Here is a 22,378-nt window from a genome sequence, read left to right as displayed (position 1 = left end):
CCCCCGCCCGGACGCGCCGCCCCCCGCGAAACGCCCCCCAGCCGAAAGTCCCCCCGGCCATCCCCCCACGCTACGCCCACCCCCGCCCCCCAGCCCCAGGCCAGGTCAGGCGGCGGTCACCGGTGTTGTCTGCGCGGACGCGATGCGCCAGCCGTGTGCTTCCTCGACCATGACGTACGTGAGGCTGCCCGACGTGGGCAGCGTCGCGCCGCCGTCCTGCCTCGCCGCTGGATCCCGCTCGTCGGAGATGTGCTTGATGCAACTGACGATGGCGACGTTGGGGGCGGCGAAACGCACGTCCACGACCTCTTGCCTTGTGCGCACCTGTGCCAGGGGCCCGGCCAGGGCCTGTCTTCTGACCTGACGCAGTGCCTCCCTGCCCAGCACCCGCCGTCCGGCGACGTTGACGATGACGGCTTCAGCCGTGTGCAAGGCGAGAAACGGTTCGAGGTCGTTCTGGCGCTGCTCGGCCAGGGCGACCACCTGCTTGACGGCGGCCAGCCGCTCGGCGTCCGTTCGCCCGGTCATGCCTGAGGCCCCCGACCATGCGTAGGAGGCCGGTGCAGCGAGTCGCCGGCGGAGGAACTGCTCAAGGGTCAGCATGCGCGGACGATGGCGGCGTAGCGCGGGGATATCGGCCTGGTATCCGGCTTCTGCGAACCACTGGAACATCCGCTCTTGGATCGGCAGAACCTCCAGGCGCGTCGGTACACCGGTGACACGCTGGTAGACCTCGGCGACCTGGGGGAACGTCAGCTCGTCACCAGCGAGTTCGATCTGGCGGCCGATGAACCGGTCCGGGTCCTCGAAGGCGTCTGCGGCGAACACACCGATGTCGTCCGTGGCGATGAACTGCATCGGCCTGGCCGGATCGACCGGCAGCGACAGGACCCGCTCGTCCTTGGCATCGGCGTAGTGAAGCAGGTTGTTCATGAAGAAAACCGGACGCAGGATGGTCGCGGGCACATCGAGGCCCAGAATGTGCCGCTCGATCTGGGCCTTGCTCTCGAAGTGGTCGATGCCGGTGTCGCGTTCGGCGCCGCCCACGGAGCTGTACACCAGGTGCGCGACACCACTCTCTTCCGCGACGTCCGCCACGGTCTTGCCTCGACGCACCTCGGCGGCCAAGGTGTCCGGCTCGTGGGCCAGCGGCTGGACGCTGAAGACCCCGTGCACGCCGGCCATCGCCCTGCGCAGGGAACCAGCGTCGTCCAAGTCGCCCTGGACCAGCACCGCGCCCTGCTCCCGGAGGCGGCGGGCGGCGGGCTTGTCCGGGTCGCGCACCAGCGCATGGACCTGCCGGCCGCGAGCCAGCAGCTCACGGGCGGTGGCTCCGCCCTGGTTGCCGGTCGCACCGGTGACCAGGATGGGTCGGGAAACAGACATGGGCGTCCTCTCATTCGGAGCGAATTGCTCCGAATAACCTAATACGGAGCGGTTCGCTCCGCAATTGGTAGGCTCCGCTCGTGCCCGACTCCGCGAAGCCCCGCAAGCGAGGACCCCAAGCCCGCGCCGCGCGCAACGACCGCGCGCTGATCGAGGCGGCCCGCGAGGTCTTCATCACCCAAGGGTTCGACGCGCCGGTGTCCGCCATCGCGGAGCGGGCCGGGGTGGGGATGGGCAGCCTGTACCGCCGGTACGCCACCAAGGAGGAGCTCCTCCAGCGGTTGTGCGCCGATTCCATGGAGCACCTCGCCGAGGCGGCGCGCGCCGGCCTGGCGATCGGCGATCCCTGGCAGGGTCTCGTCCACTACATCACCGAGTGCACCGCCTTCGGCTTCGGCGCACTGGCCCCGCTAGGGGGGACCATCGCCCTCACGCCCCAGATCCAGCACGCCGCCGAACAGGCCGGGCGCTTCACCGACGAACTGATCGCCCGCGCCCACGACGCCGGCGCCCTGCGCACCGACGTGACCGCCCTGGACATCTTCCTGCTCATCGGCCAGTTCAGCCGCCCCGGCCCCGCCCCCTCCCAGCACGCCGATCAGCACGTCCGGTCCCGGCTACTGGCGATCGCCCTGGACGGCCTCAAAGCCGACCACACCGACCCGCTACCAGGCCCACCCCCCGACCCCCGGGAGTACCACACCATGTGGGCCACCGGCCGAACCTGACCAACCACCCGCAGACGAACCACCCCCACAGGCCGCCCCGATAACGCCCGGAAACGGCGAACCGGCTTCGTCAGGGCAGGAGCGGGCCGCGCTAGTTGGCGGCCGCGCATGGGCTTTGGCGGGAGGCTGGGCGATACGGACGATCACACGCCGACCACGCGTCTCCCACGGTCGCAGGACGGCAACCCAGCTGCGGCCCGGAGCGCTCGAAGATGGTGAGCCCGGCTTCGCCTCGGCCGATTCGCCGGAGGCGTCGCCGCCCGCGCGGCCTCAAGGAAGCCCGGTGAGCTTGGGCCTGTACGGGCCGCCGCACCGCTAGGGGGACGGCAGGAGACGTTGGGGGCTACTTGCGGCGGCGGCCGCGTTTGGGTTTGGCGGCGGGCGGGGCTATGCGGACGCTCACGCCGCTGGAGCGCTTGCCCAGGGTCGCGGGGCGGCGACCTGGCCTCGTCCTGGGCGAGTCGGCGGGCCGTGGGCCGCCGGTCCTCTTCGGCGGCTTGCCGGTCTTGGCGCCGGCGAGCGTGACCGTGGCCGTCTTGGCCAGCGCCTCGGCTCGGGCGATCTGCTCGCGGGCCTTGGAGACCCGCTTGCGGCCGGTGCCGTTGCGGGCGATGCGCGCGGCCATGCCCTTGCTGCTGGTCGGCCCCTGCGCGAACCGCAGGCGTCGCGTCCATGTCCCGAGATGCGCGGCGATGATCAGCAGGACCAGCGCGATGCCGACGCTCTTGCCCCACTGGAGCCGGTCGGTCGCGGCGATGTTCTCCGCCTTCGGCGAGTCGGTGGCGATCTGCGGCGCCGGGTAGGTGAGGCCGGGCGTCGCGCCGTCCGGCTGGACGGACGGCAGCGTGACCGGCGACTGATTGTTGAAGGGGGTCAGCGGTGTCCCGGTGCTGGGGACGCTGCCGCCGGACGGGAGGGACGGCGCCGAGCCGCCGGGCACCGAGCCGGAACCGCCCAGCGCCGCGCTGACCGTGGATGCGCTCGAGGATAGGGAGCCGCCCGTTCCCGTCGAGCGCCGGGCCTTGACGCCCACCGAGACCGCGCCGCTGGAGCGGGTCGCCGCCAGTGTGGCGGAGCAACTCGTCCCCTGGCACAGGGAATTGACCGAGCCGGACTTGGACTTCACGCCCGAACCGGACAGCGTGTAGCCGGTGAGGTCGTCCTCAAGGCCGCGGTTCCACTTCACGACGACCTTGCCGCCGGACGTGCCGGCGGACACCCCGGTCGGGGCCGCCGGCGCGATGCGCACGGTGAAGGTGTTGGAGTCGTAGATGTTCCCGGTCTGCTTGCCCTTCAAGTAGACCTTGTAGCGGCCGTTCCGGCTGATGGGAAAGGTTCCGGACATGTCCCCGGAGAAGCCCTTCTCCTGGAGGAACGTGTCGCCGATGCCGGGGCCGTCCACCCGCAGCTGCATGGTGATGGCGAAGTCGAAGTGGGCCTTGGCCGTCAGCTCGGACCCGCTGGTGATGACCGCGCCGTTCGCCGGGGTGATGACACTGGTCGTTGCGGCCTTCGCAGGCAGGGCGGCGAGTACCGGGAAGCTCATCGCAAGGGGCGCCGCGAGCGCGACTGCACCGATCCTGCGACTGATGGTCACGGCCTCAATCCCTTCGACAGCGTCTGCTCGTTCGTCCCGCGGAGGGCTCGCGGGTCACACTGTGCCTGGAGATGGCTACGGGCTTACGGCAGCGTAACGTACCACCGGGTAGCAAAAGTCACAGGAGCATGACAAAGAGGAACGTGTTTTCATTCTCCGACGACCTCCCCACCCTATTGACACTCAGTGCAACGATGTAAGCGTTACCTTACATCGTCCCGCCCCACGGGGCCAGCCCTGGCCCGGGAGGCGACTCGCAGACCGCCGACCCCCATCGGCACATGCAACTCGACTGTCACCGACACCTCGACCACGTCACCGCGCACCCGGCACCGCGTCACGCGGGCACCGGACTCGACCGCGATCTCTTTCGCCCTGCCGCAGGCGTCCCCGTACGCGACTCGCGCCGCGCCTGCCAGAGCCGCCATGTCGGCCGCCGCATCACCCCGATGCCTCGCCACCCGCACGCCGCCGACCATGATCGCCGCGACGCCGACCACCCACACCAGGGCCGCGAACGCGAGCACCCACACCGTTCCCGACCCGCGATCCACCCGTAGGACACGCAACCCCCGCCTGGGCTGGCCTGCGGTGTGTTCGCGGTTAGGGGGCATCGGTGGGAGCTCCTGGTTCTGTCGGGGCGGCTATATGGGCTCGGACGATCATGGGTGGCAGGCCGATCGCGGCGGCGGGGCGGACGGGAGCCGAGACGTCCACGTGGACGGTCGCCTCGTCGCGCCGGACCTGGACGGTCGCCCCATCGGGGACGGCCTCCTCCACCAAGGCCCGTACCGCGGTGAGGGACTCGCCCCTGGCCGCGGCACGGGCGCCGGCGCGGGCCGCGTCCGTGCAGGTGAGCTGGACGGACGCGACCGTCACGCCCCACAGGGCGGCCGCGGTGATCAGGACGAGGGCGGGGAGGGCCACGGCGATCTCCGCCGTGACCGTCCCGCGGTCCCTCAGCCGGCCAGCTTCAGGGCCTTCTCGATGATCTGTAAGAGCAGCGACTTCACCTGGGAGCTGGTCACGATCTTGAACAGCAGCCCGGCGAAGGCCGCCGCCGCGATGGTGCCGACCGCGTATTCGGCGGTGGACATCCCGCGGTCCTTGCATGCTCCGGACCATCGCCGCACCACCGTCTTCATGGCCCTCATCGGGGCTCCTTTCGCTCGTGGTTCTGTTCAAGGCTGCTGCCTGGGCGGGCCGGGAGAAGGGTGAACGGCGTTCTGTGGATAACCCGGCTCACCAGGGCAGGAGAAGGGTCGAGGCGATCCCGGCGATGGCCGGGACGACGCCCAGCAGGACGAAGGCGGGCAGGAAGCAGAGGCCGAGCGGGGCGAGCGCCCGGATGCCCGCCGCCCTGGCCCTGGCGGCGGCCGCCGAGCGGGCGACGCGGCGCTGGTCGCGCGCGAGGCGGCTGAGAGACGGGGCGAGAGCGGCCCCGGTCGACGTCGCCCGGACGGCCGCCCGCGCCAAGGGTGCGAGCATCGGCTCCTTCGCCAGCGCCAGCCATGCCTCCGCCGGGTCGGCTCCCAGCCGGATCTGGACGGAAACGGCACGGAGGTCGTCCCCGAGAGGGCCTCCGACGGCGTCCGCGACGGCGGCGACGGCCTCGTGCCAGGGGGCGCCGCCACGCAGGCAGGCGGCGAGAAGATCCACCGCGACGGGAAGGTCCGCGATGAGCCGCGCCTGCCGGCGGCGGCGCTCACCGCCGCCGAGACGGCTGAAGGACGACCACACCGCCACCACCGCCAGAACACCGATCACCCAGCCGGTCGGCCCTCCCAGCATCACCACGCACAGCACTCCCGCCGCACCGGCGGCGACACGCCTGAGCAAGACGTCCCGCCGCTGAGCCGCTTCTGAGGACCCGTCCCGTTCCTGCGACGATTCACTCCGCCGGGAGGCGGCCCGGCCCCGCGCATGCCGCGAACTCGCAGCGGCATGCTTCGGCTGCCTCCCGCGGAACTGCTTGGCCAGCCTGTGCGTAGCGATGCTCGTGCCTCTAGGGAGGAGAAAACCGGACGCCGCAGCGCAGAGCACAGCCATCCACATCGTCACGACCCCACCTACCTCTCCTTGTCACTCGGCCGCGCCCCCGGCCCCTCGATCCCCCTGCGAGCGCACTGACCTGACGTCCCGCCTCGCGACGCCCCCGCCCACCCGCGAACAGAACGGACGGCCCCGCCCCAAGCGCGCGGCAGGGACGACCTGCGACGCCCGGCCACTGCTCGCTGGGGTGGTGTGGTGCTTGCTGGGGTGGTGGTGCGGGAAGTGGTCAGGGGGTTCGAAGGGATTCGTGGTGGTTAGTGGGGGGATTCTGCGGATTGGGCTAGGCGGCGGGTCCAGTAGAGGCCTGCTGCGTTGAGGGTCGTGCCTGTGATGAGGCAGGCCAGGCCTGGGAGGGTTCCGAAGAGGAACGGGACGGGGTGGGCGCCCAGAGCCGCGGCCATGGCCAGGCCCAGGAGGGGGAGCGCGGCCAGGAGGCGGGCCGTTGCGCGGGGGCCGGCCAGTTGGACGGAGACCTCCTGGCGCTGGGTCTCCTCGTCGCGGAGGGCGCTTGCCAGGCCGTCCAGGACCGTGGCGAGGGTGCCGCCGCGCTCGGAGCCGACGCGCCAGCAGGCCGCCAGCAGGCGGAGGCCCTCGGCTCCGGGCTGGGCGGCCAGCTTGTCCAGGTGGTCGGGCGGTGGGCGAGGCAGGCTGAGCAACTCGGCGGACACGTGCGGGTCGAGGACGGTGGCGGCCGACGTGAACGCCTCGTCCGGGGTGCGGCCGGCGGCCAGCTCGGCGGCCATGGCGTCGCAGAGTTCGATGACGGCGGTGCGGCGGCGTTGCGGACGTGTTCGGCGTTCCCGGAAGGTCTCGATCTTGGTGCGGAGGGGCCGTAGCGGGTCTGTGTGCTTGGGGGCGGTCAGGCGGTCGAGGCGGTGGGCCGCGGGGGAGGGGACCAGGAGCGTCCAGGCTGCGGCGGCCGAGCAGAGGATGGCGAGGGTCTCGATCATGCCCTGCCCCTCAACCGGGCGGTCAGGGCGTCCATCCCCGGGGCCGGGACGGTTTCGCCGGAGGCGGTGAACGAGACGGCGGGGACGACGCCGACCAGGCCGTCGGGGGCCCGCTGGAGCAGGCAGATCTCGGCTACGCGGCGGCGGCCCCCGCCCGGCTCGCGGGCCAGATGGACGACGATGTCCAGCGCCGCCGCCAACTGGCTGTGGACGGCCTCCCGTGTGAGGCCCGCCGCGCAGGCGAGGGCTTCCAGGCGGGCGGGTACGTCGGCCGCGGTGTTGGCGTGGAGGGTGCCGCAACCGCCCTCGTGACCGGTGTTCAAGGCTTGTAGGAGAACTACCACTTCGGGGCCGCGCACCTCGCCTACGACCAGGCGGTCGGGGCGCATGCGGAGGGCCTGGCGGACGAGGTCGTTCAGCGTCACGCCGCCCGCGCCTTCCGTGTTCGGTGGGCGGGCCTCCAGGCGGACGACGTGGGGGTGGGACGGTTTCAGCTCCGCGGAGTCTTCGACCAGGAGCAGGCGTTCCGAGGGGTTCACGAGCGACAGCAGGGAGCTCAGAAGGGTCGTCTTCCCCGTTCCCGTGCCGCCCGTGATCAGGAAGGCGGCGCGGGACTCGATCAGGGCGGCGAGGAGGGCGGCGCCCTCGGGCGGGACGGTGGTCGCCGCGACCAGCTCGTCCAGGGTGAAGGCGCGGCGGCGGGGGAGGCGGAGCGACAGGCAGGTGCCGGTCGCGGCCACCGGGGGCAGGACCGCGTGGAGTCGCACGCCGCCCGGCAGGCGGGCGTCGGCGTAGGGGGAGGCGTCGTCGAGGCGGCGGCCTGCGGCGGCGGTGAGGCGCTGGGCCAGGCGGCGCAAGGCCGGTTCGTCCGGGAAGCGGACGGAGGTGCGGACCAGGCCGGAGCCTGTGTCGATCCAGACCTCGTCGGGGCCGTTCACCAGGACGTCGGTGACGTCCGGAGAGCGCAGCAGCGGCTCCAGGGGTCCGGCGCCGACGAACTCGGCGCGTAACTCGTCGGCCAGGGCCAGGACCTCGCGGTCGCCGAGCAGGCGTTCTTCCGCGCGCAAGGCGGCGGCGACCCGGCCGGTCGTCGCCTCGCCGCCGGTGTGGGCGAGCCTGTCCCGGACGGCGTCGGAGAGCCCGGTCACGCGGCGGCCTCCTGGTAGGCGGAGGGCTGGAGGGCGAGGTCGTCGAGGACGGCGGCACAGAAGTCGGCCAGGGGGCCGCGGCGGCAGGCGCGGTCGAGGGTGCCCTCGTCCGTCGCGGCGGGCAGGCGGCGGTCGCGGTCGAAGGTGCCGGCGGACGGCAACCCGAGGGCGGTCACGACCGCGTCGGGCGTGAGGCCGCCAGGGGCCGGGCCCTGGACGACCAGGCGCAGGTCGGCGGTGTCGCGGCGCAACGCGGTGGCGAGGCCGTCGGCGGCGACGGTGGCGCGGACCTCCGCGGGGACGAGCAGCAGGGTGCGGTCGGCGGTGCGCAGCGCGGCCCGGCCGACGTCGCCCGGGTAGCGGGGGACGTCCACGACGACCAGGTCGAACCCGCGGGCGGCGGCGTCGAACAGCGACCCGACGGCCTCGCCGGAGACCGGGGCGGGTTCGCCGCGCCGCCAGGAGAGGACGGAGAGGTCGCCGGCGCGGGGGAGCGTCTCGCGGAGCGTGGCGGTGCTCAGCCGGCCGCGGCGCTCGGCGAGGTCGTGCCAGCGGACGCCCTCGTGCTCCTCCAGCCCGAGCATGAGGTCGACGCCGCCGCCGAAGGGGTCGGCGTCGACGAGGAGGGTGCGCAGGCCCTGGTTCGCCGAGGCCACGCCGAGCGCGGCGGCGAGGACGCTGGCCCCGGCGCCGCCGCGGGCGCCGACGACGCAGAGGGTGGTCGCCCAGCCGCCCTCGGGCTCGCAGGCGGCGGCGAACGCGTTGACGAGCCAGTCCTCGTGGTCGGGTAGCGCGGCGACGTCCTGGGCGCCGGCCTCCACCGCGAGGCGGTACGCGTCGGACGTGGCGCCGTCGCCGGTGACGAGGACGACGCCCGGCCGGCGCTGGAGGCCGGCGGCCGCCACGTCCCCGGCGGCGTCGGCGCCCACGAGGATGAGGGCCGGCCACGTCCAGGCGGGCCGGGCCTCGTCGGCGCCGTAGGCGACCTCGGCGTGGGCGTCGGCGGCGGCCGCGAGGCGGAGCAGGCCGTCGGCGAGGGCCGGGTCGGACGTGACGATCAGTGCCGCGAGGTTCATCGGATGGCTCCTTCGACGTTCGGAGACATCCACCGTGCGGGGCGCGGCCCGAGCGCCGCCGGAGAACCGCGACCTGTGGATAACTTCCCGCCGCGGGCGGCGGGGCGGTGGCGCGGAGGTGTCTCGCGGGCGCCACCGCCCGGCCGCTGTACGACTGGGCGACCCCCGCCGGGGGGGAGAGCGGGGGTCGCCGGACGGTCCGGCTCCGGGGGGGGTAGAGCCGGCCCGTTTTCCCAGGAAAGACTCAGGGAGTTCGGCCCGTATGTAAGTTCGCGCTATGGCACGGGCAAACTCGCAGACTCCAGTCTAGGCAGATACAACATATGCTGCCCGATCGTTGAGAGTTCCGTCGAGTCGCAAACTCGTCCGGCACGTGACGATTTTTCGCACCTGGCGGTAACGATCCGCCGAAGGCGGGACGCGTGCGGCGCGACCGCACCGGTGCCGGGCCTCCCGTCCCAGTGCACAAGGCGCGCAACGGGGCGGGAGTGGGAGCGTACAGGAGAACTAAAGATCTTTCCTGTTACATCCGGGATCGGCCCCCCAAAAGGGAACGATCACGGTGTGTGATCATTTATCGGACCAAAGTTATAGTTCCGGTTAGTCCGGAATATCCCCCGTCGCCCTCAGGGGACACTCGCGTCCCCTCCGGCTCCAGACCCGCCGCCCCCGCGCGTTTCCCGAACAAGGGCTTGTCAACAGGGCAAATGAGGCGTACACAGGTCGTACGGACCACGTGTCCGAGCACGGCACCCGGGCACCCACGCGCGACCAGCCGCGGGAGGCGCGTCGAGACGGGCTTGACCCGGTCCGACGGATATGAGGTGCACGCTTGGTAACCCGGTGTGACGTGTTTGGCGGCGGCGTCCCCTGGCGGGGCGCCGTTCGCTTGCGTCCACCCCCGCTACCCGCGGACGTCCAGCCCCAGCGCCGTCGCCAGCACGACCGCCTGGTAGGCGTCGATCACCGCGCCTCTGATCTCGGCGGTGAGCGGGTCGAGCGACGACAGGTCGCTGCCGCGTAGATCACAGCGCGAGAAGTCGGCCTGGTGCAGCGACGCACCCCACAGGTCGACCTCGCGCAGTTCTGCCCCAGCGCATCTCGCACCCGTGAGATCCGCCTCGCGCATGCGCACTTCGGTGAACGACGCCCGCCGCAGATCAGCACCTGGCAGACCGGTGAACGACCAGTCGCCGCCCTTCACCTTCATCAGGTCGTGCGTACAGCCGTCGAACAAGCTCCCCAGGAACTTGCACCCGGTGAAGGACGCGTCGAAGAAACCACATCTGACGAACGTGCAGTTGACGAACGCCGCATCCGTATGGCTGGACACGTTGAAACGCACGCCCCTGAACGTGCAGCCCGTGAACGTGGCACCGACGCCACTGGCCTCGGTCATGTCCACGTCCACGAACAGGACGTTCTCATGGTTCTCACCCGTCAGGTCACGGGAATCCCAGTTCTCCGAAGAGATGGTGACGTCCGTTGGCGCGGCGGGTCGTCCGTGCATGCGATCGGCCATGCGAACAGCATGGCCCCGCCCACCGACAACGCGTTCAGCCGCGCATGAACGCTTCGCAGATCGCCTGGGAGTCCCGCGCGGCGGCGGCCACGGCGGCTGAACAATGCACGACCCAGCGCGCCACCCCCTCGGACGTACCGGACGTGTATCCGCGAAGGGCCTCGCCATACTCCTCGAACAGTTCGAGGTGCCCCACCTCCGGCGCGACGAGCGACTTGGGGTCGAGGCCACGAGAGACGAGGGTGAGACGCTGAGCGGCACGGGCGACGACCCCGTCCCCCCAGCCGAACGGACGCAGCGCCAGCAGCTCACCGTGCACGATCGACGAGACGACCAGCGCCGGCGCCTTGGTGGGCTCGGTCAGCAGCCCGCTGAGCGCGTCCAGCCGGGCCGCCACCTCCGACGGCGCGGGAGGCTCGCCGAGGCCGAGAACGTCCTTCACGACCCCGTCGCCACTGCGCGGACGTCCCAGTTCGGCGCTGCCGACCGCGTCGGCCGCCGCGAGGACGTGCAGGCGCGCCAGCGCCTGCCGCGGCGCCTTCCGCCAGACCTCCGTCAGCGTGCCCAGCTCGGCCGAGACGCGCAGCGTTCCCTGCACGACGGGGTCCGTCGGGTTCTCCGTGGTGCGCAGCTCGTCCAGCGTGACCGGGGAGCCTTCGAGGACGGCCGAGGCGCGCGCGCCGCGCAGCGCCGACTCCGTGGACACCTCGGCGCTCCGCCGCCGCAGGATGCGGTGGCCGAGCAGCCGGTCCACGGCCTTACGCGCGTCGTCGACGGCGTCGGGGACACCGGGCAGGTCAGCTACGGCGGCAAAGGCATCGGTCACGGCCCGACCTTATGCGGTCCGGTCCGGCATTCGCGCATCGGCCCGCGAGGGCGTAGAACGGAGACGGTTCCCGCATGCCGGACCTGGGAAGGCCTGGCCTGTCGGTACCGCACGAACCGTCCGGAGACGCAGGCGCCGCTCGCGCTCTCCCCCCGACACCCGGGTTCGCGGCCTTGTGAGGACCGGGACCTTCCTGGTGAAGTGGGGATACCGGGCGACCCCGCATCACCTAGCAAGGAGTTCGCGTTGAGCAACAGTCAAGAAACACTGTCGAACCTTCTGCAGGAGACGCGCCGCTTCTCTCCGCCCGCCGAACTCGCCGCCGAGGCCAACGTCAAGGCCGATGCCTACGAGAAGGCCGATGAGGATCGCCTGGGGTTCTGGGCCGAGCAGGCCGACCGGCTCACCTGGACGAAGCGCTGGGACGACGTCCTGGACTGGAGCAACCCTCCGTTCGCCAAGTGGTTCGTGGGCGGTGAACTGAACGTCGCCTACAACTGTGTGGACCGGCACGTCGAGGCCGGACGGGGAGCGAAGGTCGCCTTTCACTGGGAGGGTGAGCCGGGCGACTCCCGTACCCTCACCTACGCCGACCTGCAGACCGAGGTGAACAAGGCCGCCAACGCCCTGCTCGAACTGGGCGTCCGCAAGGGCGACCGGGTCGCGATCTACCTGCCGATGATCCCCGAGCTGCCGATCTCGATGCTGGCGTGCGCGCGCATCGGCGCGACCCACTCGGTCGTGTTCGGCGGTTTCTCGGCGGAGGCGCTCCGCACCCGCATCGACGACGCGGAGGCCAAGGTCGTCATCACCGCCGACGGCGGGTTCCGGCGCGGCAAGCCGTCCGACCTGAAGGGGATCGTGGACGAGGCCGTCGCGCAGACGCCGACGATCGAGCACGTCCTGGTGGTGCGCCGCACCGGCGAGGCGGTGGCCGAGAACGACCGCGACCTGTGGTGGCACGACGTCGTCGAGCGGCAGAGCGACCAGCACACCGCGGAGCCGATGGACTCCGAGCACCCGCTGTACATCCTGTACACGTCCGGGACGACGGGTAAGCCGAAGGGCATCCTGCACACCACCGGCGGCTACCTCACCCAGGTCGCGTACACGCACTGGGCGGTGTTCGACCTGAAGCCGGAGAAGGACGTCTACTGGTGCTCGGCCGACATCGGCTGGGTGACCGGGCACTCCTACATCGTGTACGGGCCGCTCGCCAACGGTGCGACCAGCGTCATCTACGAGGGGACTCCCGACACCCCCGACAAGGGCCGCTGGTGGGACGTCATCCAGAAGTACAAGGTGTCCATCTTCTACACCGCGCCCACGGCGATCCGGACGTTCATGAAGTGGGGCGACGACATCCCGGCGCAGTACGACCTGTCGTCCCTGCGCGTGCTGGGGTCGGTCGGCGAGCCGATCAACCCGGAGGCCTACGTCTGGTACCGCGACAAGATCGGCGGCGGCCGGACGCCGGTGGTCGACACCTGGTGGCAGACCGAGACCGGCGCGATCATGATCAGCCCGCTGCCGGGCGTGACGGCGGCCAAGCCGGGCGCGGCGATGCGCCCGCTGCCGGGGATCGCCGCGGACGTCGTCGACGACCAGGGCCGGTCCGTGCCGGACGGGGGCGGCGGCTTCATGGTCCTCAGGGAGCCGTGGCCGAGCATGCTCCGGACGATCTGGGGCGACGACGAGCGGTACGTGAAGACGTACTGGTCCCGCTTCGACAACCTGTACTTCGCGGGTGACGGCGCGAAGAAGGACGCGGACGGCGACATGTGGCTGCTCGGCCGCGTGGACGACGTCATGCTCGTGTCCGGGCACAACATCTCCACGACGGAGGTGGAGTCGGCGCTGGTCGCGCACCCGAAGGTCGCCGAGTCGGCGGTCGTCGGCGCGACCGACCCGGTGACCGGGCAGGCCATCGTCGCGTTCGTGATCCCGCGCGGGGACGCCGGCGGCGAGGTGGAGGGCGAGGAGTTCCTGAAGGAACTGCGCGACCACGTCTCCAAGACCCTCGGCCCGATCGCCAAGCCCCGGCAGATCATGATCGTTCCGGAGCTGCCGAAGACCCGCTCCGGCAAGATCATGCGGCGGCTGCTGCGGGACGTGGCGGAGAACCGCAGCATCGGCGACGTCACCACGCTGGCCGACAGCACGGTGATGGACCTCATCTCCGAGAAGCTGCCCAGCGCCAAGTCCGAAGACTAGCCACCAGAACCAGAGACCAACGCGGCCCGCGTCCCTCGCACCCCAGAGGGACACGGGCCGCCTCTCTGCACAGACCCTGGTCGCGTTAGTTGCGGGGTGGGTTTCACCGTTTCGCTGCTGATCGGCGGTTTGGCCTATACCGACCCGTCACAATTCGAGAGAGTGACGACTGCGGTTCTGATCGCGAGCGTTCTCGCCTCGGCGGCCGCCATCGTCGTCTTCCGGAGAAGGGTGCGTCTGCGCGCACGCCCGGACTAAGGAGAAATGAGATATGTCGGAGGCAACACCGGACGAGCGCGTCGAGGAGAAGTCCGTCGGCGAACTGGTCGCGCTGGCGTCGAGCTCCATCTCCAACCTGGTCAGGGCGGAGATGGAACTGGCCAAGCTGGAGCTGAAGGCCGACGCCAAGAAGGCGGCCATCGGCAGCGCGATGTTCAGCGCCGCCGCGATGCTCGGCGGGCTGATCATCATCCTGCTGTCCATCGCCTTCGCCTACGGCCTGGTCGCGCTCGGCCTCTGGCACTGGGCCGCGTTCCTCGTCGTGGCGGGCGTGTACGCGGTGCTGGCGGGGCTGTTGCTCCTCTTCGGCAAGTGGCGGATCACCAAGATCGAGGGTGCGAAGCGGACCCGCAGGACGCTGAAGGAGGACCTGGCCGCGCTGCGCAGCCGCGGCGACTCGGGCACCCCCGAGCTGACGGGCTGACACGCCGTGTCCGGGCACGACGCGTCGCTGATCGAGGTCGAGGGCCCGTGGACGCACCGGCAGATCAGCGCCGGCGGGACGCGCTTCCATGTCGCGGAGGCCGGTGAGGGACCGCTCGTCCTGCTGCTGCACGGCTTCCCCGAGTTCTGGTGGTCCTGGCACCACCAGCTGGTGTCGCTGCCGGCCGCGGGGTACCGGGCCGTGGCCGTCGACCTGCGCGGCTACGGCGGCAGCGACAAGCCGCCGCGCGGATACGACCTGGTCACGCTGGCCGGGGACGCCGCGGGGCTCGTCCGCGCGCTGGGCGAGGCGAACGCGATCGTCGCCGGGCACGACTGGGGCGGGCTGCTCGCCTGGACGATGGCCGTGTACCACCCGAAGATCGTCCAGCGGCTGGCGGTGGTGGGCGCCCCGCACCCGCTGCGGCTGCGGCAGGCCGTCGCCGGCGACCCGCGCCGGCAGGGATGGGCGGCGCGCCACACGTTCGGCTTCCAGCTGCCCCTATGGCCTGAACGGCGCCTGGTCCGCGACAACGCCGCGCTCGCCGGGAAGCTCCTGCACGACTGGTCCGGTTCAGACTGGCCGGACGCACGTACAGAGCAACTCGTACGGAAGGCCATGCAGATCCCTGGGGCGGCCCACAGCGCACTGGAGTACCACCGCTGGCTCATCCGGTCGCAGGCCCGCCCGGACGGTATCCGCTACGCGCACCGCATGCGCGTCCCCATCCAGGCACCCACGTTCCAGGTACACGGCGCCTTGGACACGTGCATCCTCCCGTCCAGTGCACAAGGCTCCGGCCGTTACGTGACCGCCCCTTATCGATGGACGCTCATAGAGGGCGCGGGTCACTTCCCCCACCAAGAACGCCCCGAAGCGTTCGACACGCAGCTTCTCGGCTGGCTCGCCGACCCGGAGCCGGAAGGCTGAACCCCCCGCGTACCGTGGAGGCATGCGGGATCGGGACGAGTCTGGACGCCCACGCAACGCACGGCCGCGCGACGCGTACGGACGTCCTCTGCCGCACGGCGCCACCGGCATACCGACGATGCCGGACGACCTCGACATGCCCCCAGACGAGGCTCTGGCCGAGGCACAACGGCTCCTTGACGCCGATCGTCCGTTCCATGCCCATGAAGTACTGGAAGCGGTCTGGAAGGCTGCGCCAGAACAAGAGCGTGAACTGTGGAGGGGCCTGGCACAGGTCGCCGTAGGGATAACCCACCTCCGCCGGGGAAACGCACGCGGCGGCGAAGCCCTGCTCAGCCGCGCCGCCGACCGGATCGCCCCGTACCAGGACACGCCACCGCACGGTATCGACGTCCGCGGGATCGTTCAGCGCGCCCGCACCCTGGCCGAGGAGCCACAAAACGGCCCCATAGCCCTCCGCCTGACCAGCCCCTAGTCGGAGCAGCTCTGCGTCGACACCGGCTTCGTGGCGTTCGCGCCGGCCCGCGCGTCGGACGCGACCTCCTCGGCGGTGAGCGCGTACCCGGTGGACTCGGTGTCGAGCGCCGCCGCGAAGATGACGCCGTAGACCCGCCCGTCCGTGGACAGCAGCGGCCCGCCGGAGTTGCCCGGCTCGACCTTGCCGCGGATCGCGTAGATCTCGCGGCTGACCTGGCCGGAGTGGTAGATGTCCGGGCCGCGCGCCGTCTGCCGGGCGCGGATGCGGGCCGCACCCGGCGTGAACGGCTGGTTCTTCGGGAAGCCGGCGATGATCGCGTCGTCCCGGACGCGGGCCTCCTTGGCGAACTGGAGCGCCGGCGCCCGCAGCCCCGGCACGTACAGGACGGCGACGTCGCGCTTCGGGTCGTACAGCACGACCCGCCCCCGGTTGGTGTCGCCGTTGATCGTCGCCACCACGGAGGAGCCGCGCGCCCCGGCGACGACGTGCGCGTTGGTCATGATGTGCTGCGGCGCGAACACGAACCCGGTGCCCTCGATGCGGCGCTGGCACTGCGGCGCCGTGCTGACGACCTTGACGATGCTGTCCTTGGCGGCGCGCAGCCCCCGCGTGTTCAGCACTGACTCGTCCGGCGGCGGGACCTGCACCACCGACTCGCCGCCGAGGCCGTTGAACACCTGCGGGAACTCGCTGCTCTTCACGAACCCCTGGAACGAGGTGAACCACGTCTGCGCCTGCGCCGGCATCACGTCGTTGATGCCGTTGATGATGGACGAGCCCTTGACCTGCGTCCGGACGGGCCTGAACTCGGAGTTGGCGACCAGGCTGCCGAAGAACCAGGCGACGATGAGCAGCGACAGCGCGCTGACGAACGTACCGCCGACGGCGTCGGCGGTACGGGCGTTCATGCCGGTCACCCGGTTGCGCAGGACGGCGCCGAGCGACGAGGCGACGAGCTGGCCGAGGGTGGCGGCGAGGAAGGCGATCACGATGGCGAGCAGCGCCTGCTGGGCGGCCCCGTCCACCGCGGCCTCCGCGATCGGCGGCGCGATCAGCACCCCGATGACGCCGCCGCCGACGAAGCCGACGAAGCTCAGCAGGCTCACGATGAAGCCCTGCCGGTAGCCCGAGACCCCGAACAGCACGACGAGCACGAGCAGGATGAGATCGAGTACGTGGTCGTGCAGCACGGCTTCACCGTATAGGTCCGCGCCGCCGCTTCACGTCCCCTCGATGTACCAGATTCAGGTGCGCGAGGTAGCCGTCGGGAGTGACACGCCCGCGTGACCAGCGCCGTACGCACCGCGAACGGCGTCCTGACCCGCGGCAAGCCCTTCGCGTGGACGCGGCGGAACGATTTTGTGGAAACGCACGAGGCGGTCAGCCCCGCGCGGCGAGGTCCACGACCTCCTGCGGCAGGTCTTCGACCCGGGAGGTGTCCCAGGGGCGGTCCCAGCCGCCGACGTCCAGGACCTGCGTCAGCAGCGCCGCCGTGAACCCCCACACGAGCATGTCCCGCACGTGGAACGCGGGTCCCACCTTGATCCCCGACGGGTGCCGCACCATCAGCCGGTTCCGCGGGTCGACCAGCTCGCCGATCGGGACGCGCGCGACCATCGCGACCTCTCCCGGGTGGCCGGGGGCGATCTCCGACGGTTCGCGCCACCATCCGGCGACGGGCGTGACCCGGTGCGCGCTGTGCGACAGGTACAGCTCGGGCAGCGTGCACAGGACGTCCACGCCGGACGGCTCGACGCCGGCCTCCTCCCACGCCTCGCGCAGCGCCGCCGCGACCGGGCCGTCGTCCTCCGGGTCGATGCGGCCGCCGGGGAACGCGGGCTGCCCGGCGTGGTTGTTCAGCGTGGCGGCCCGCTCGGTGAGCAGGACGTCCGGGCCGTCCGGACCCTCGCCGAACAGGATCAGGACGGCGGCGTCCCGCGCGCCGGGCTGCGGCCGGAACATCGGCGGCACCGGCATCCTCGGCGCCTCGTCGAGGAACCGGTCGAGCCAGGCGGGACGGCTGAGGGTGGTGTCGGTCACGTCCGTCCCAACTCCGGGCCGCCCGCGTTCCTTCCCGGGCGGGTCACGAGAACGGCCCGGGCTTGACGAGCTTGCGGGCGGTCTCCTCGTCCGTCGGGCCCTCGCCGAAGGCCGGGCACAGCCGCGCGAGCGGGCACGCGCCGCAGGCCGGACGGCGGGCATGGCAGATGCGGCGGCCGTGCCAGATGAGCCTGTGGGACAGCATCGTCCAGTCCTTGCGCGGGATGAGCTCGCCGACTTCCTGCTCGACCTTGACGGGGTCGTCCTCGGTCGTCCAGGCGAACCGCCGGGCGAGGCGGCCGAAGTGGGTGTCGACGGTGATCCCGGGGACGTCGAACGCGTTGCCGAGGACGACGTTGGCCGTCTTGCGCCCGACGCCCGGCAGCTTCACGAGGTCTTCGAGCCGCCCCGGGACCTCCCCGCCGAACCCGTCGCGGAGCGCGGCGGACAGGCCCATGACCGACTTGGTCTTGGCGCGGAAGAAGCCGGTGGGCTTCAGGATGGCCTCGACGTCCTCGGGGTCGGCGGCGGCCAGGTCCTCGGGGGTCGGGTACTTGGCGAAGAGCTCAGGCGTGGTCAAGTTCACCCGGACGTCGGTCGTCTGCGCGGACAGCACGGTCGCCACGAGGAGCTGGAACGGGGTCCCGAAGTTCAGCTCGCAGTGGGCGTCCGGGTAGGTCTCGGCCAGGATCCGGTTGATGCGGCGTGCCCGCCGCACCAGTCCCAGGCGTGTCTCGTCCTTCCACTTCCGAGCACGCGCCTTCGGGGACGCCTCCGTCGCCATACCGGTCAGCCTAGAGCCTTGCCCGCATCACCTGGCCGCATACAGGGTCGGGCATGAGACCCGGCAGTCTCAAAAAGACGTCCATGTTCTTTAGTGGTAAGGTCACCTCATGATCCGTGACTCCTCCCGGTGGGCGGCGACCCTCGCGGGACGGCGCGTGCTGATCACCGGCGCCGCGCGTGGGATCGGCGCGGCCCTCGCCGCCAGGCTGCACGAGCGCGGCGCCCGGGTGGCGCTTGCCGGGCTGGAGCCCGACCGCCTGTCCGCCGTCGCCGAGGACTGCGGGCGGGCCCCCTGGTGGACGTGCGACGTGACCGACCGCGACCGGGTCGAGGACGTCGTGACCAGCGCGGTCGAAGAGCTGGGCGGCCTGGACGTGGTCGTGGCCAACGCGGGGGTGGCCGCGCAGATGCCGGTGATAGGCGGCGACCCGTCCGTCCTGGAACAGAGCCTGCGCGTCAACGTCCTGGGCGTGTTCAACACCCTTCGAGCGGCCGGGCCCCACATCAGCCATGAACGCGGCTATGCACTGGCGGTGGCGTCCCTGGCTGCGGCCGTCCATGCGCCCTTGCTGGGCGCCTACAGCGCGTCCAAAGCAGGAGTCGAGGCCCTCGGCAACACGTTGCGCGCGGAACTGCGCCCCTGGGGCGCGAAGGCGGGCGTCGCCTACTTCGCCGAACTCGACACCGACATGACGCACCGCGGGTTCAGTACCGAAGCGGCGTCCGCCCTGATGGACGCGGCGCCGCGCACCAGCTTCGTCTCCGGCGTCGCACCACTGCGGGTAGGGATCGACGCGCTGGAGCGCGGAATCGCCCGACGCTCCAAGCGCATCGTGGCTCCCTGGTGGGTCGGAGGCGTCCTGCCTGTCCGGATGGTCGTGCAACCCATCACCGACCGCGTCGTCCAGAAAGGGCTGCGCGAGATCCTGGACATCGCCAGGAACGAGCAGGTCGAGCTGACCACGCCGCAACCCGAGCCCCGCCGATGACCGCACCCCGACCCCGCGCCACCCCCGGCGGCCGCCGCGACGTGGGGCCGGTCAACTGGCTCATCTGCCGCATCGCGGGCCGGGTCGCGGGAACCGGGCGGCCACCGAACCTGTTCCTGACGCTGGCGCGCAGCCGCGGCCTGTTCCGCGGCTGGCTGTGGTTCGCCGGACGGCTCATGCCCGGCGGGACCCTGCCGCGCCGCGAGACCGAGCTCGTCATCCTCCGCGTCGCCCACCTGCGCGACTGCCGCTACGAGTTCGACCACCACGTCCGCCTCGCGCGCCGCGCCGGCCTCCACGACCGGGACATCGAGCGCGTCAAGAAGGGGCCGCACGCCCTCGGATGGTCAATGCGCGAGGCGGCGCTGCTCATCGCGACCGACCGGCTCCACACCGAGCGGGACCTCGACGACGAGACCTGGATACGGCTGCGCGCCGTCCTCACCGAGGCGGAGTGCATCGAGCTGACCATGCTGGCCACCCACTACGAGATGCTCGCCACCGTGATCACCGCGCTGCGCGTCCAGCCCGACCGCCGACCTGGCGGCTAGGAGTCCAGGACGCCCGAGCGGAGCAGCAGCCGCACGTGCTCGATGACCGGGGGCCCGACCGCCCGCAGGGCGTCCATGTCGCCGGCCGCGACGGCGGGCGTCACCATCGTGCTCACCGCCGACACCACGATCTGGCAGGCGAAGCGGGCCGCCTCCCCGGTCACGCCCATGAGGTCGGCGAGGCCCTCCGCGAGCATGTGCTGCACCTCGGTGCGCCGGCGGACGGCCTCCGGCCCCGCCGCGTACACCTCCACCAGGAACAGGCGCGCGTACCCCGGATCCAGCGCCAGCGTCTCCAGGTAGGTGGTGAACGCTCGCTCGAACCTGTCCGCCGGGTCTCCCGCACCGGCGCCGGCGCTCGCCACGGTGTCGGCCAGGTGGAGGCGGAGGAACTCGCTCGCCTGGTCGAACGCCGTCATGAAGCAGTCGAGCTTGGACGAGAACAGCGCGTAGAAGCTCTGCCTCGACACCCTCGCGCGCTTCAGCACGTCCTCCACCGACGTGCCGACGTAGCCCTTCTCCGCCATCGCCGCCGCCATCGCGGAGCAGAGCCGGTCGCGGTGCACCCGCTCCACCTCCGCGCGGGACAGCGCGTGACGCCCCCTCGGCAGGCGTCGCGGTGAACTCTGCATCCGCTCAGGCTAGGGCACCTGCGCCATCCATCCGAGATCGGACGGTAATAGGTGATGAGACCGGTGTGATGGCATTCACCCGGTGGTCCGTACACTGGGCGAACGGAACCGTGACCGCTTCACGGGCACGAAGCACCGCGGTCCACGTTTCGGCGCGCCGTGACCCTGCCTTCACGTACGCGGTGGGACGTACGTCACACTAGGCATGTAGGTGTTCGAGGAGGAAAAGCGTGACCGATCGCGACGTGGACGTTCTGAGCAGAGCCCCGCTCTTCGAGGCCCTCGACGAGCAGGGCGCCAAGGCGCTGCGCGCCAACGTGACCGAGGTGCGTCTCGCCCGCGGCCAGACGCTGTTCAACGAGGGCGAGACCGGAGACCGGCTGTACGTCGTCCTCGAAGGCAAGATCAAGCTGACCCGGACGGCGCCGGACGGCCGGGAGAACCTGCTGAGCGTCCTCGGCCCGTCCGAGATGTTCGGCGAGCTGTCCCTGTTCGACCCGCGTCCGCGCACCGCGAGCGCCATCGCGGTCACCGAGTGCCGGCTGGCCGGGCTCGGGCACGACGACCTGCGGCCCTGGCTCACCGGCCACCCCGAGGTCGCCGTCCAGCTGCTCCGCGCGCTGGCGCAGCGGCTCCGCAAGACCAACGACGTGATGGCCGACCTGGTGTTCACCGACGTCCCCGGCCGCGTGGCCAAGGCGCTGCTCGACCTCGCCGAGCGGTTCGGCCAGCCGTCGGAGTCGGGCCTGCACGTCCACCACGACCTCACCCAGGAGGAGCTGGCGCAGCTCGTCGGCGCGTCCCGCGAGACCGTCAACAAGGCGCTCGCCGACTTCGCGCAGCGCAACTGGCTGCGCATCGAGGCCCGCGCCGTGGTGATCCTCGACATCGAACGGCTCCGCAAGCGCTCGAAGTGACCCCCGCCGGGAGCGCGCCCGCGCCGCGGCGCGGGCGGCGGCCCCGCCCGGCGGGCCGTCAGCGCTCCCGCAGGTAGTCGAGCTGGGCTTGGACCGACCACTCGGCCGCGGGCCAGAGGGACTTGTCGACGTCGGCGTAGACGCGCTCGACGACCTCGCGGGCCGTCCGCGCGCCCGCGGCGACGGCCGCCTCGACCTGGGCGAGCCGCTCGCGGCGATGGTCGATGTAGTGGTCGAGGACGGCGATCGGGTCGTCCAGCTTCGGCCCGTGACCGGGCAGGATCGTCTCCGCCTCCACGTCGGCGGAGAACGCGCGGAGCCGGTCGAGCGAACTCAGGTAGTCGCCGAGGCTTCCCTCCAGGACGGTCGTCCCGTACCCGAGCACGGTGTCGCCGGTGAGGACGGCGCCGTCCGCCGGCAGCCAGAACGTCAGCGAGTCGTCGCTGTGCCCCGGCGTCTCCATGATCCGCAGCTCCAGGCCGCCGGTCGTGACGACGTCGCCCTCCGCGAGGCCCTCCTCGCCCAGCCGGTGCGCGGGGTCGAGCGCCCGCACCGTGACCGAGCCGCCCGCCAGCTTCGCGAACTTCCCGGCGCCCGCCGAGTGGTCGGGGTGGCCGTGGGTGAGCAGGACGAGCCCGACCCGCAGCCCCTGGGCCTCGACGGTGTCCAGGACGCGCCGGAGGTGCTTGCCGTCCTTCGGGCCGGGATCGACGACGACGGCCTCGTCCGCCCCCGGCTCGGCGATGATCCAGGTGTTGGTGCCGTCCAGGGTCATGGCGGACGGGTTCGGCGCGAGCACGCAAGTCGCCCGTTCAGTACCCATCCCGTCGATCTCCGTCATATCCCCCATCCT

25 protein-coding genes are annotated in these 22,378 nt (G+C 71.6%); 9 read left to right on the top strand and 16 right to left on the bottom strand.

From position 1 onward, the window contains the following. Positions 1-105: 105 nt before the first annotated feature. The gene (locus ABGB11_RS05025; protein ID WP_347629231.1) at positions 106-1,386 is read right to left on the bottom strand and encodes an SgcJ/EcaC family oxidoreductase; all 1,281 of its coding nucleotides are present in this window, start codon (positions 1,384-1,386) and stop codon (positions 106-108) included. An 80-nt stretch (positions 1,387-1,466) separates the two neighbouring features. On the opposite strand from ABGB11_RS05025, the gene ABGB11_RS05020 reads away from it, so the two are divergent. Continuing rightward, positions 1,467-2,114, top strand: coding sequence for a helix-turn-helix domain-containing protein (locus ABGB11_RS05020; protein WP_347629229.1), 648 nt, complete (start codon positions 1,467-1,469; stop codon positions 2,112-2,114). A 343-nt stretch (positions 2,115-2,457) separates the two neighbouring features. On the opposite strand, the gene ABGB11_RS05015 is transcribed toward ABGB11_RS05020, so the two are convergent. From ABGB11_RS05015 to ABGB11_RS04970, 10 genes are all read right to left on the bottom strand, one after another. Then, positions 2,458-3,711, bottom strand: coding sequence for a hypothetical protein (locus ABGB11_RS05015; protein WP_347629227.1), 1,254 nt, complete (start codon positions 3,709-3,711; stop codon positions 2,458-2,460). A gap of 203 nt (positions 3,712-3,914) precedes the next feature. Beyond that, positions 3,915-4,325, bottom strand: a complete 411-nt coding sequence (locus ABGB11_RS05010; protein ID WP_347629225.1) for an Rv3654c family TadE-like protein — start codon at positions 4,323-4,325, stop codon at positions 3,915-3,917. Beyond that, positions 4,315-4,674: a TadE family type IV pilus minor pilin gene (locus ABGB11_RS05005; RefSeq protein ID WP_347629657.1), complete on the bottom strand. Its 360-nt coding sequence runs from the start codon at positions 4,672-4,674 to the stop codon at positions 4,315-4,317. The genes ABGB11_RS05010 and ABGB11_RS05005 overlap by 11 nt, the downstream gene beginning before the upstream one ends. After that, positions 4,671-4,856 carry a DUF4244 domain-containing protein gene (locus ABGB11_RS05000; protein ID WP_024934460.1) on the bottom strand — a complete coding sequence of 62 codons (186 nt, stop codon included), beginning with the start codon at positions 4,854-4,856 and terminating at the stop codon, positions 4,671-4,673. The genes ABGB11_RS05005 and ABGB11_RS05000 overlap by 4 nt, the downstream gene beginning before the upstream one ends. 97 nt (positions 4,857-4,953) lie before the next feature. Next, on the bottom strand, positions 4,954-5,502 hold the full coding sequence (locus ABGB11_RS04995; RefSeq protein ID WP_347629655.1) for a type II secretion system F family protein: 549 nt from the start codon (positions 5,500-5,502) through the stop codon (positions 4,954-4,956). Positions 5,503-6,017: 515 nt separating this feature from the next. After that, the gene (locus tag ABGB11_RS04990; protein ID WP_347629223.1) at positions 6,018-6,713 is read right to left on the bottom strand and encodes a type II secretion system F family protein; all 696 of its coding nucleotides are present in this window, start codon (positions 6,711-6,713) and stop codon (positions 6,018-6,020) included. After that, positions 6,710-7,861: a TadA family conjugal transfer-associated ATPase gene (locus ABGB11_RS04985; protein WP_347629221.1), complete on the bottom strand. Its 1,152-nt coding sequence runs from the start codon at positions 7,859-7,861 to the stop codon at positions 6,710-6,712. The genes ABGB11_RS04990 and ABGB11_RS04985 overlap by 4 nt, the downstream gene beginning before the upstream one ends. Further along, positions 7,858-8,937: a septum site-determining protein Ssd gene (ssd, locus tag ABGB11_RS04980; protein ID WP_347629219.1), complete on the bottom strand. Its 1,080-nt coding sequence runs from the start codon at positions 8,935-8,937 to the stop codon at positions 7,858-7,860. The genes ABGB11_RS04985 and ssd overlap by 4 nt, the downstream gene beginning before the upstream one ends. Before the next feature lie 904 nt (positions 8,938-9,841). Continuing rightward, the gene (locus ABGB11_RS04975; RefSeq protein ID WP_347629217.1) at positions 9,842-10,459 is read right to left on the bottom strand and encodes a pentapeptide repeat-containing protein; all 618 of its coding nucleotides are present in this window, start codon (positions 10,457-10,459) and stop codon (positions 9,842-9,844) included. 34 nt (positions 10,460-10,493) lie between these two features. After that, complete coding sequence (locus ABGB11_RS04970; protein ID WP_347629215.1) at positions 10,494-11,285, bottom strand: oxidoreductase; 792 nt, start codon at positions 11,283-11,285, stop codon at positions 10,494-10,496. Positions 11,286-11,531: 246 nt separating this feature from the next. Here ABGB11_RS04970 and acs point away from each other — a divergent pair, with 246 nt between their 5' ends. The 5 genes from acs (at position 11,532) to ABGB11_RS04945 (ending at position 15,607) form a co-directional block, all read left to right on the top strand. Beyond that, on the top strand, positions 11,532-13,499 hold the full coding sequence (gene acs, locus ABGB11_RS04965) for an acetate--CoA ligase (RefSeq protein WP_347629213.1): 1,968 nt from the start codon (positions 11,532-11,534) through the stop codon (positions 13,497-13,499). Positions 13,500-13,595: 96 nt separating this feature from the next. Beyond that, on the top strand, positions 13,596-13,757 hold the full coding sequence (locus ABGB11_RS04960; protein WP_347629211.1) for a Na+/H+ antiporter NhaA: 162 nt from the start codon (positions 13,596-13,598) through the stop codon (positions 13,755-13,757). Between the two features lie 13 nt (positions 13,758-13,770). Continuing rightward, complete coding sequence (locus ABGB11_RS04955) at positions 13,771-14,202, top strand: phage holin family protein (RefSeq protein WP_347629209.1); 432 nt, start codon at positions 13,771-13,773, stop codon at positions 14,200-14,202. A 6-nt stretch (positions 14,203-14,208) separates the two neighbouring features. After that, on the top strand, positions 14,209-15,132 hold the full coding sequence (locus ABGB11_RS04950) for an alpha/beta hydrolase (protein ID WP_347629207.1): 924 nt from the start codon (positions 14,209-14,211) through the stop codon (positions 15,130-15,132). A 22-nt stretch (positions 15,133-15,154) separates the two neighbouring features. Beyond that, positions 15,155-15,607 carry a DUF309 domain-containing protein gene (locus ABGB11_RS04945; RefSeq protein ID WP_347629206.1) on the top strand — a complete coding sequence of 151 codons (453 nt, stop codon included), beginning with the start codon at positions 15,155-15,157 and terminating at the stop codon, positions 15,605-15,607. On the opposite strand, the gene ABGB11_RS04940 is transcribed toward ABGB11_RS04945, so the two are convergent. The 3 genes from ABGB11_RS04940 to nth form a co-directional block, all read right to left on the bottom strand. After that, positions 15,604-16,800: a MarP family serine protease gene (locus tag ABGB11_RS04940; RefSeq protein ID WP_347629205.1), complete on the bottom strand. Its 1,197-nt coding sequence runs from the start codon at positions 16,798-16,800 to the stop codon at positions 15,604-15,606. The two genes, ABGB11_RS04945 and ABGB11_RS04940, sit on opposite strands and share 4 nt — an antisense overlap. Before the next feature lie 190 nt (positions 16,801-16,990). After that, complete coding sequence (locus ABGB11_RS04935; RefSeq protein WP_347629653.1) at positions 16,991-17,587, bottom strand: CoA pyrophosphatase; 597 nt, start codon at positions 17,585-17,587, stop codon at positions 16,991-16,993. 106 nt (positions 17,588-17,693) lie between these two features. Beyond that, positions 17,694-18,434: an endonuclease III gene (gene nth, locus ABGB11_RS04930; protein WP_347629204.1), complete on the bottom strand. Its 741-nt coding sequence runs from the start codon at positions 18,432-18,434 to the stop codon at positions 17,694-17,696. Between the two features lie 109 nt (positions 18,435-18,543). Here nth and ABGB11_RS04925 point away from each other — a divergent pair, with 109 nt between their 5' ends. Both ABGB11_RS04925 and ABGB11_RS04920 read left to right on the top strand, forming a co-directional pair. Next, positions 18,544-19,425: an SDR family NAD(P)-dependent oxidoreductase gene (locus ABGB11_RS04925; RefSeq protein WP_347629203.1), complete on the top strand. Its 882-nt coding sequence runs from the start codon at positions 18,544-18,546 to the stop codon at positions 19,423-19,425. After that, on the top strand, positions 19,422-19,976 hold the full coding sequence (locus ABGB11_RS04920; RefSeq protein ID WP_347629201.1) for a carboxymuconolactone decarboxylase family protein: 555 nt from the start codon (positions 19,422-19,424) through the stop codon (positions 19,974-19,976). The genes ABGB11_RS04925 and ABGB11_RS04920 overlap by 4 nt, the downstream gene beginning before the upstream one ends. On the opposite strand, the gene ABGB11_RS04915 is transcribed toward ABGB11_RS04920, so the two are convergent. Then, positions 19,973-20,608 carry a TetR/AcrR family transcriptional regulator gene (locus ABGB11_RS04915; RefSeq protein ID WP_347629200.1) on the bottom strand — a complete coding sequence of 212 codons (636 nt, stop codon included), beginning with the start codon at positions 20,606-20,608 and terminating at the stop codon, positions 19,973-19,975. The genes ABGB11_RS04920 and ABGB11_RS04915 overlap by 4 nt on opposite strands. Positions 20,609-20,838: 230 nt before the next feature. On the opposite strand from ABGB11_RS04915, the gene ABGB11_RS04910 reads away from it, so the two are divergent. Beyond that, complete coding sequence (locus tag ABGB11_RS04910; RefSeq protein WP_021591516.1) at positions 20,839-21,525, top strand: Crp/Fnr family transcriptional regulator; 687 nt, start codon at positions 20,839-20,841, stop codon at positions 21,523-21,525. 58 nt (positions 21,526-21,583) lie between these two features. Here the strand turns inward: ABGB11_RS04910 and ABGB11_RS04905 are convergent, their stop codons facing one another. Then, positions 21,584-22,366, bottom strand: a complete 783-nt coding sequence (locus tag ABGB11_RS04905; protein ID WP_347629198.1) for an MBL fold metallo-hydrolase — start codon at positions 22,364-22,366, stop codon at positions 21,584-21,586. Between the last annotated feature and the right edge of the window lie 12 nt (positions 22,367-22,378).

This window comes from Actinomadura sp. B10D3 (assembly GCF_039871695.1).
GTDB lineage: Bacteria > Actinomycetota > Actinomycetes > Streptosporangiales > Streptosporangiaceae > Spirillospora > Spirillospora madurae.
The sequence above is the reverse complement of the archived record's forward strand: the minus strand, read 5'-3'. Positions and strand labels throughout refer to the sequence as shown.

What these genes read in the sequence shown, in the direction of transcription:
- ABGB11_RS05025 (WP_347629231.1), bottom strand. Translation starts at nt 1,386, where the DNA reads ATGTCTGTTTCCCGACCCATCCTGGTCACCGGTGCGACCGGCAACCAG.
- ABGB11_RS05010 (WP_347629225.1), bottom strand. Translation starts at nt 4,325, where the DNA reads ATGCCCCCTAACCGCGAACACACCGCAGGCCAGCCCAGGCGGGGGTTG.
- ABGB11_RS05000 (WP_024934460.1), bottom strand. Translation starts at nt 4,856, where the DNA reads ATGAAGACGGTGGTGCGGCGATGGTCCGGAGCATGCAAGGACCGCGGG.
- ABGB11_RS04995 (WP_347629655.1), bottom strand. Translation starts at nt 5,502, where the DNA reads ATGCTGGGAGGGCCGACCGGCTGGGTGATCGGTGTTCTGGCGGTGGTG.
- ABGB11_RS04990 (WP_347629223.1), bottom strand. Translation starts at nt 6,713, where the DNA reads ATGATCGAGACCCTCGCCATCCTCTGCTCGGCCGCCGCAGCCTGGACG.
- ssd (WP_347629219.1), bottom strand. Translation starts at nt 8,937, where the DNA reads ATGAACCTCGCGGCACTGATCGTCACGTCCGACCCGGCCCTCGCCGAC.
- ABGB11_RS04975 (WP_347629217.1), bottom strand. Translation starts at nt 10,459, where the DNA reads ATGGCCGATCGCATGCACGGACGACCCGCCGCGCCAACGGACGTCACC.
- ABGB11_RS04955 (WP_347629209.1), top strand. Translation starts at nt 13,771, where the DNA reads ATGTCGGAGGCAACACCGGACGAGCGCGTCGAGGAGAAGTCCGTCGGC.
- ABGB11_RS04945 (WP_347629206.1), top strand. Translation starts at nt 15,155, where the DNA reads ATGCGGGATCGGGACGAGTCTGGACGCCCACGCAACGCACGGCCGCGC.
- ABGB11_RS04935 (WP_347629653.1), bottom strand. Translation starts at nt 17,587, where the DNA reads ATGCCGGTGCCGCCGATGTTCCGGCCGCAGCCCGGCGCGCGGGACGCC.
- nth (WP_347629204.1), bottom strand. Translation starts at nt 18,434, where the DNA reads ATGGCGACGGAGGCGTCCCCGAAGGCGCGTGCTCGGAAGTGGAAGGAC.
- ABGB11_RS04925 (WP_347629203.1), top strand. Translation starts at nt 18,544, where the DNA reads ATGATCCGTGACTCCTCCCGGTGGGCGGCGACCCTCGCGGGACGGCGC.
- ABGB11_RS04920 (WP_347629201.1), top strand. Translation starts at nt 19,422, where the DNA reads ATGACCGCACCCCGACCCCGCGCCACCCCCGGCGGCCGCCGCGACGTG.
- ABGB11_RS04915 (WP_347629200.1), bottom strand. Translation starts at nt 20,608, where the DNA reads ATGCAGAGTTCACCGCGACGCCTGCCGAGGGGGCGTCACGCGCTGTCC.
- ABGB11_RS04905 (WP_347629198.1), bottom strand. Translation starts at nt 22,366, where the DNA reads ATGACGGAGATCGACGGGATGGGTACTGAACGGGCGACTTGCGTGCTC.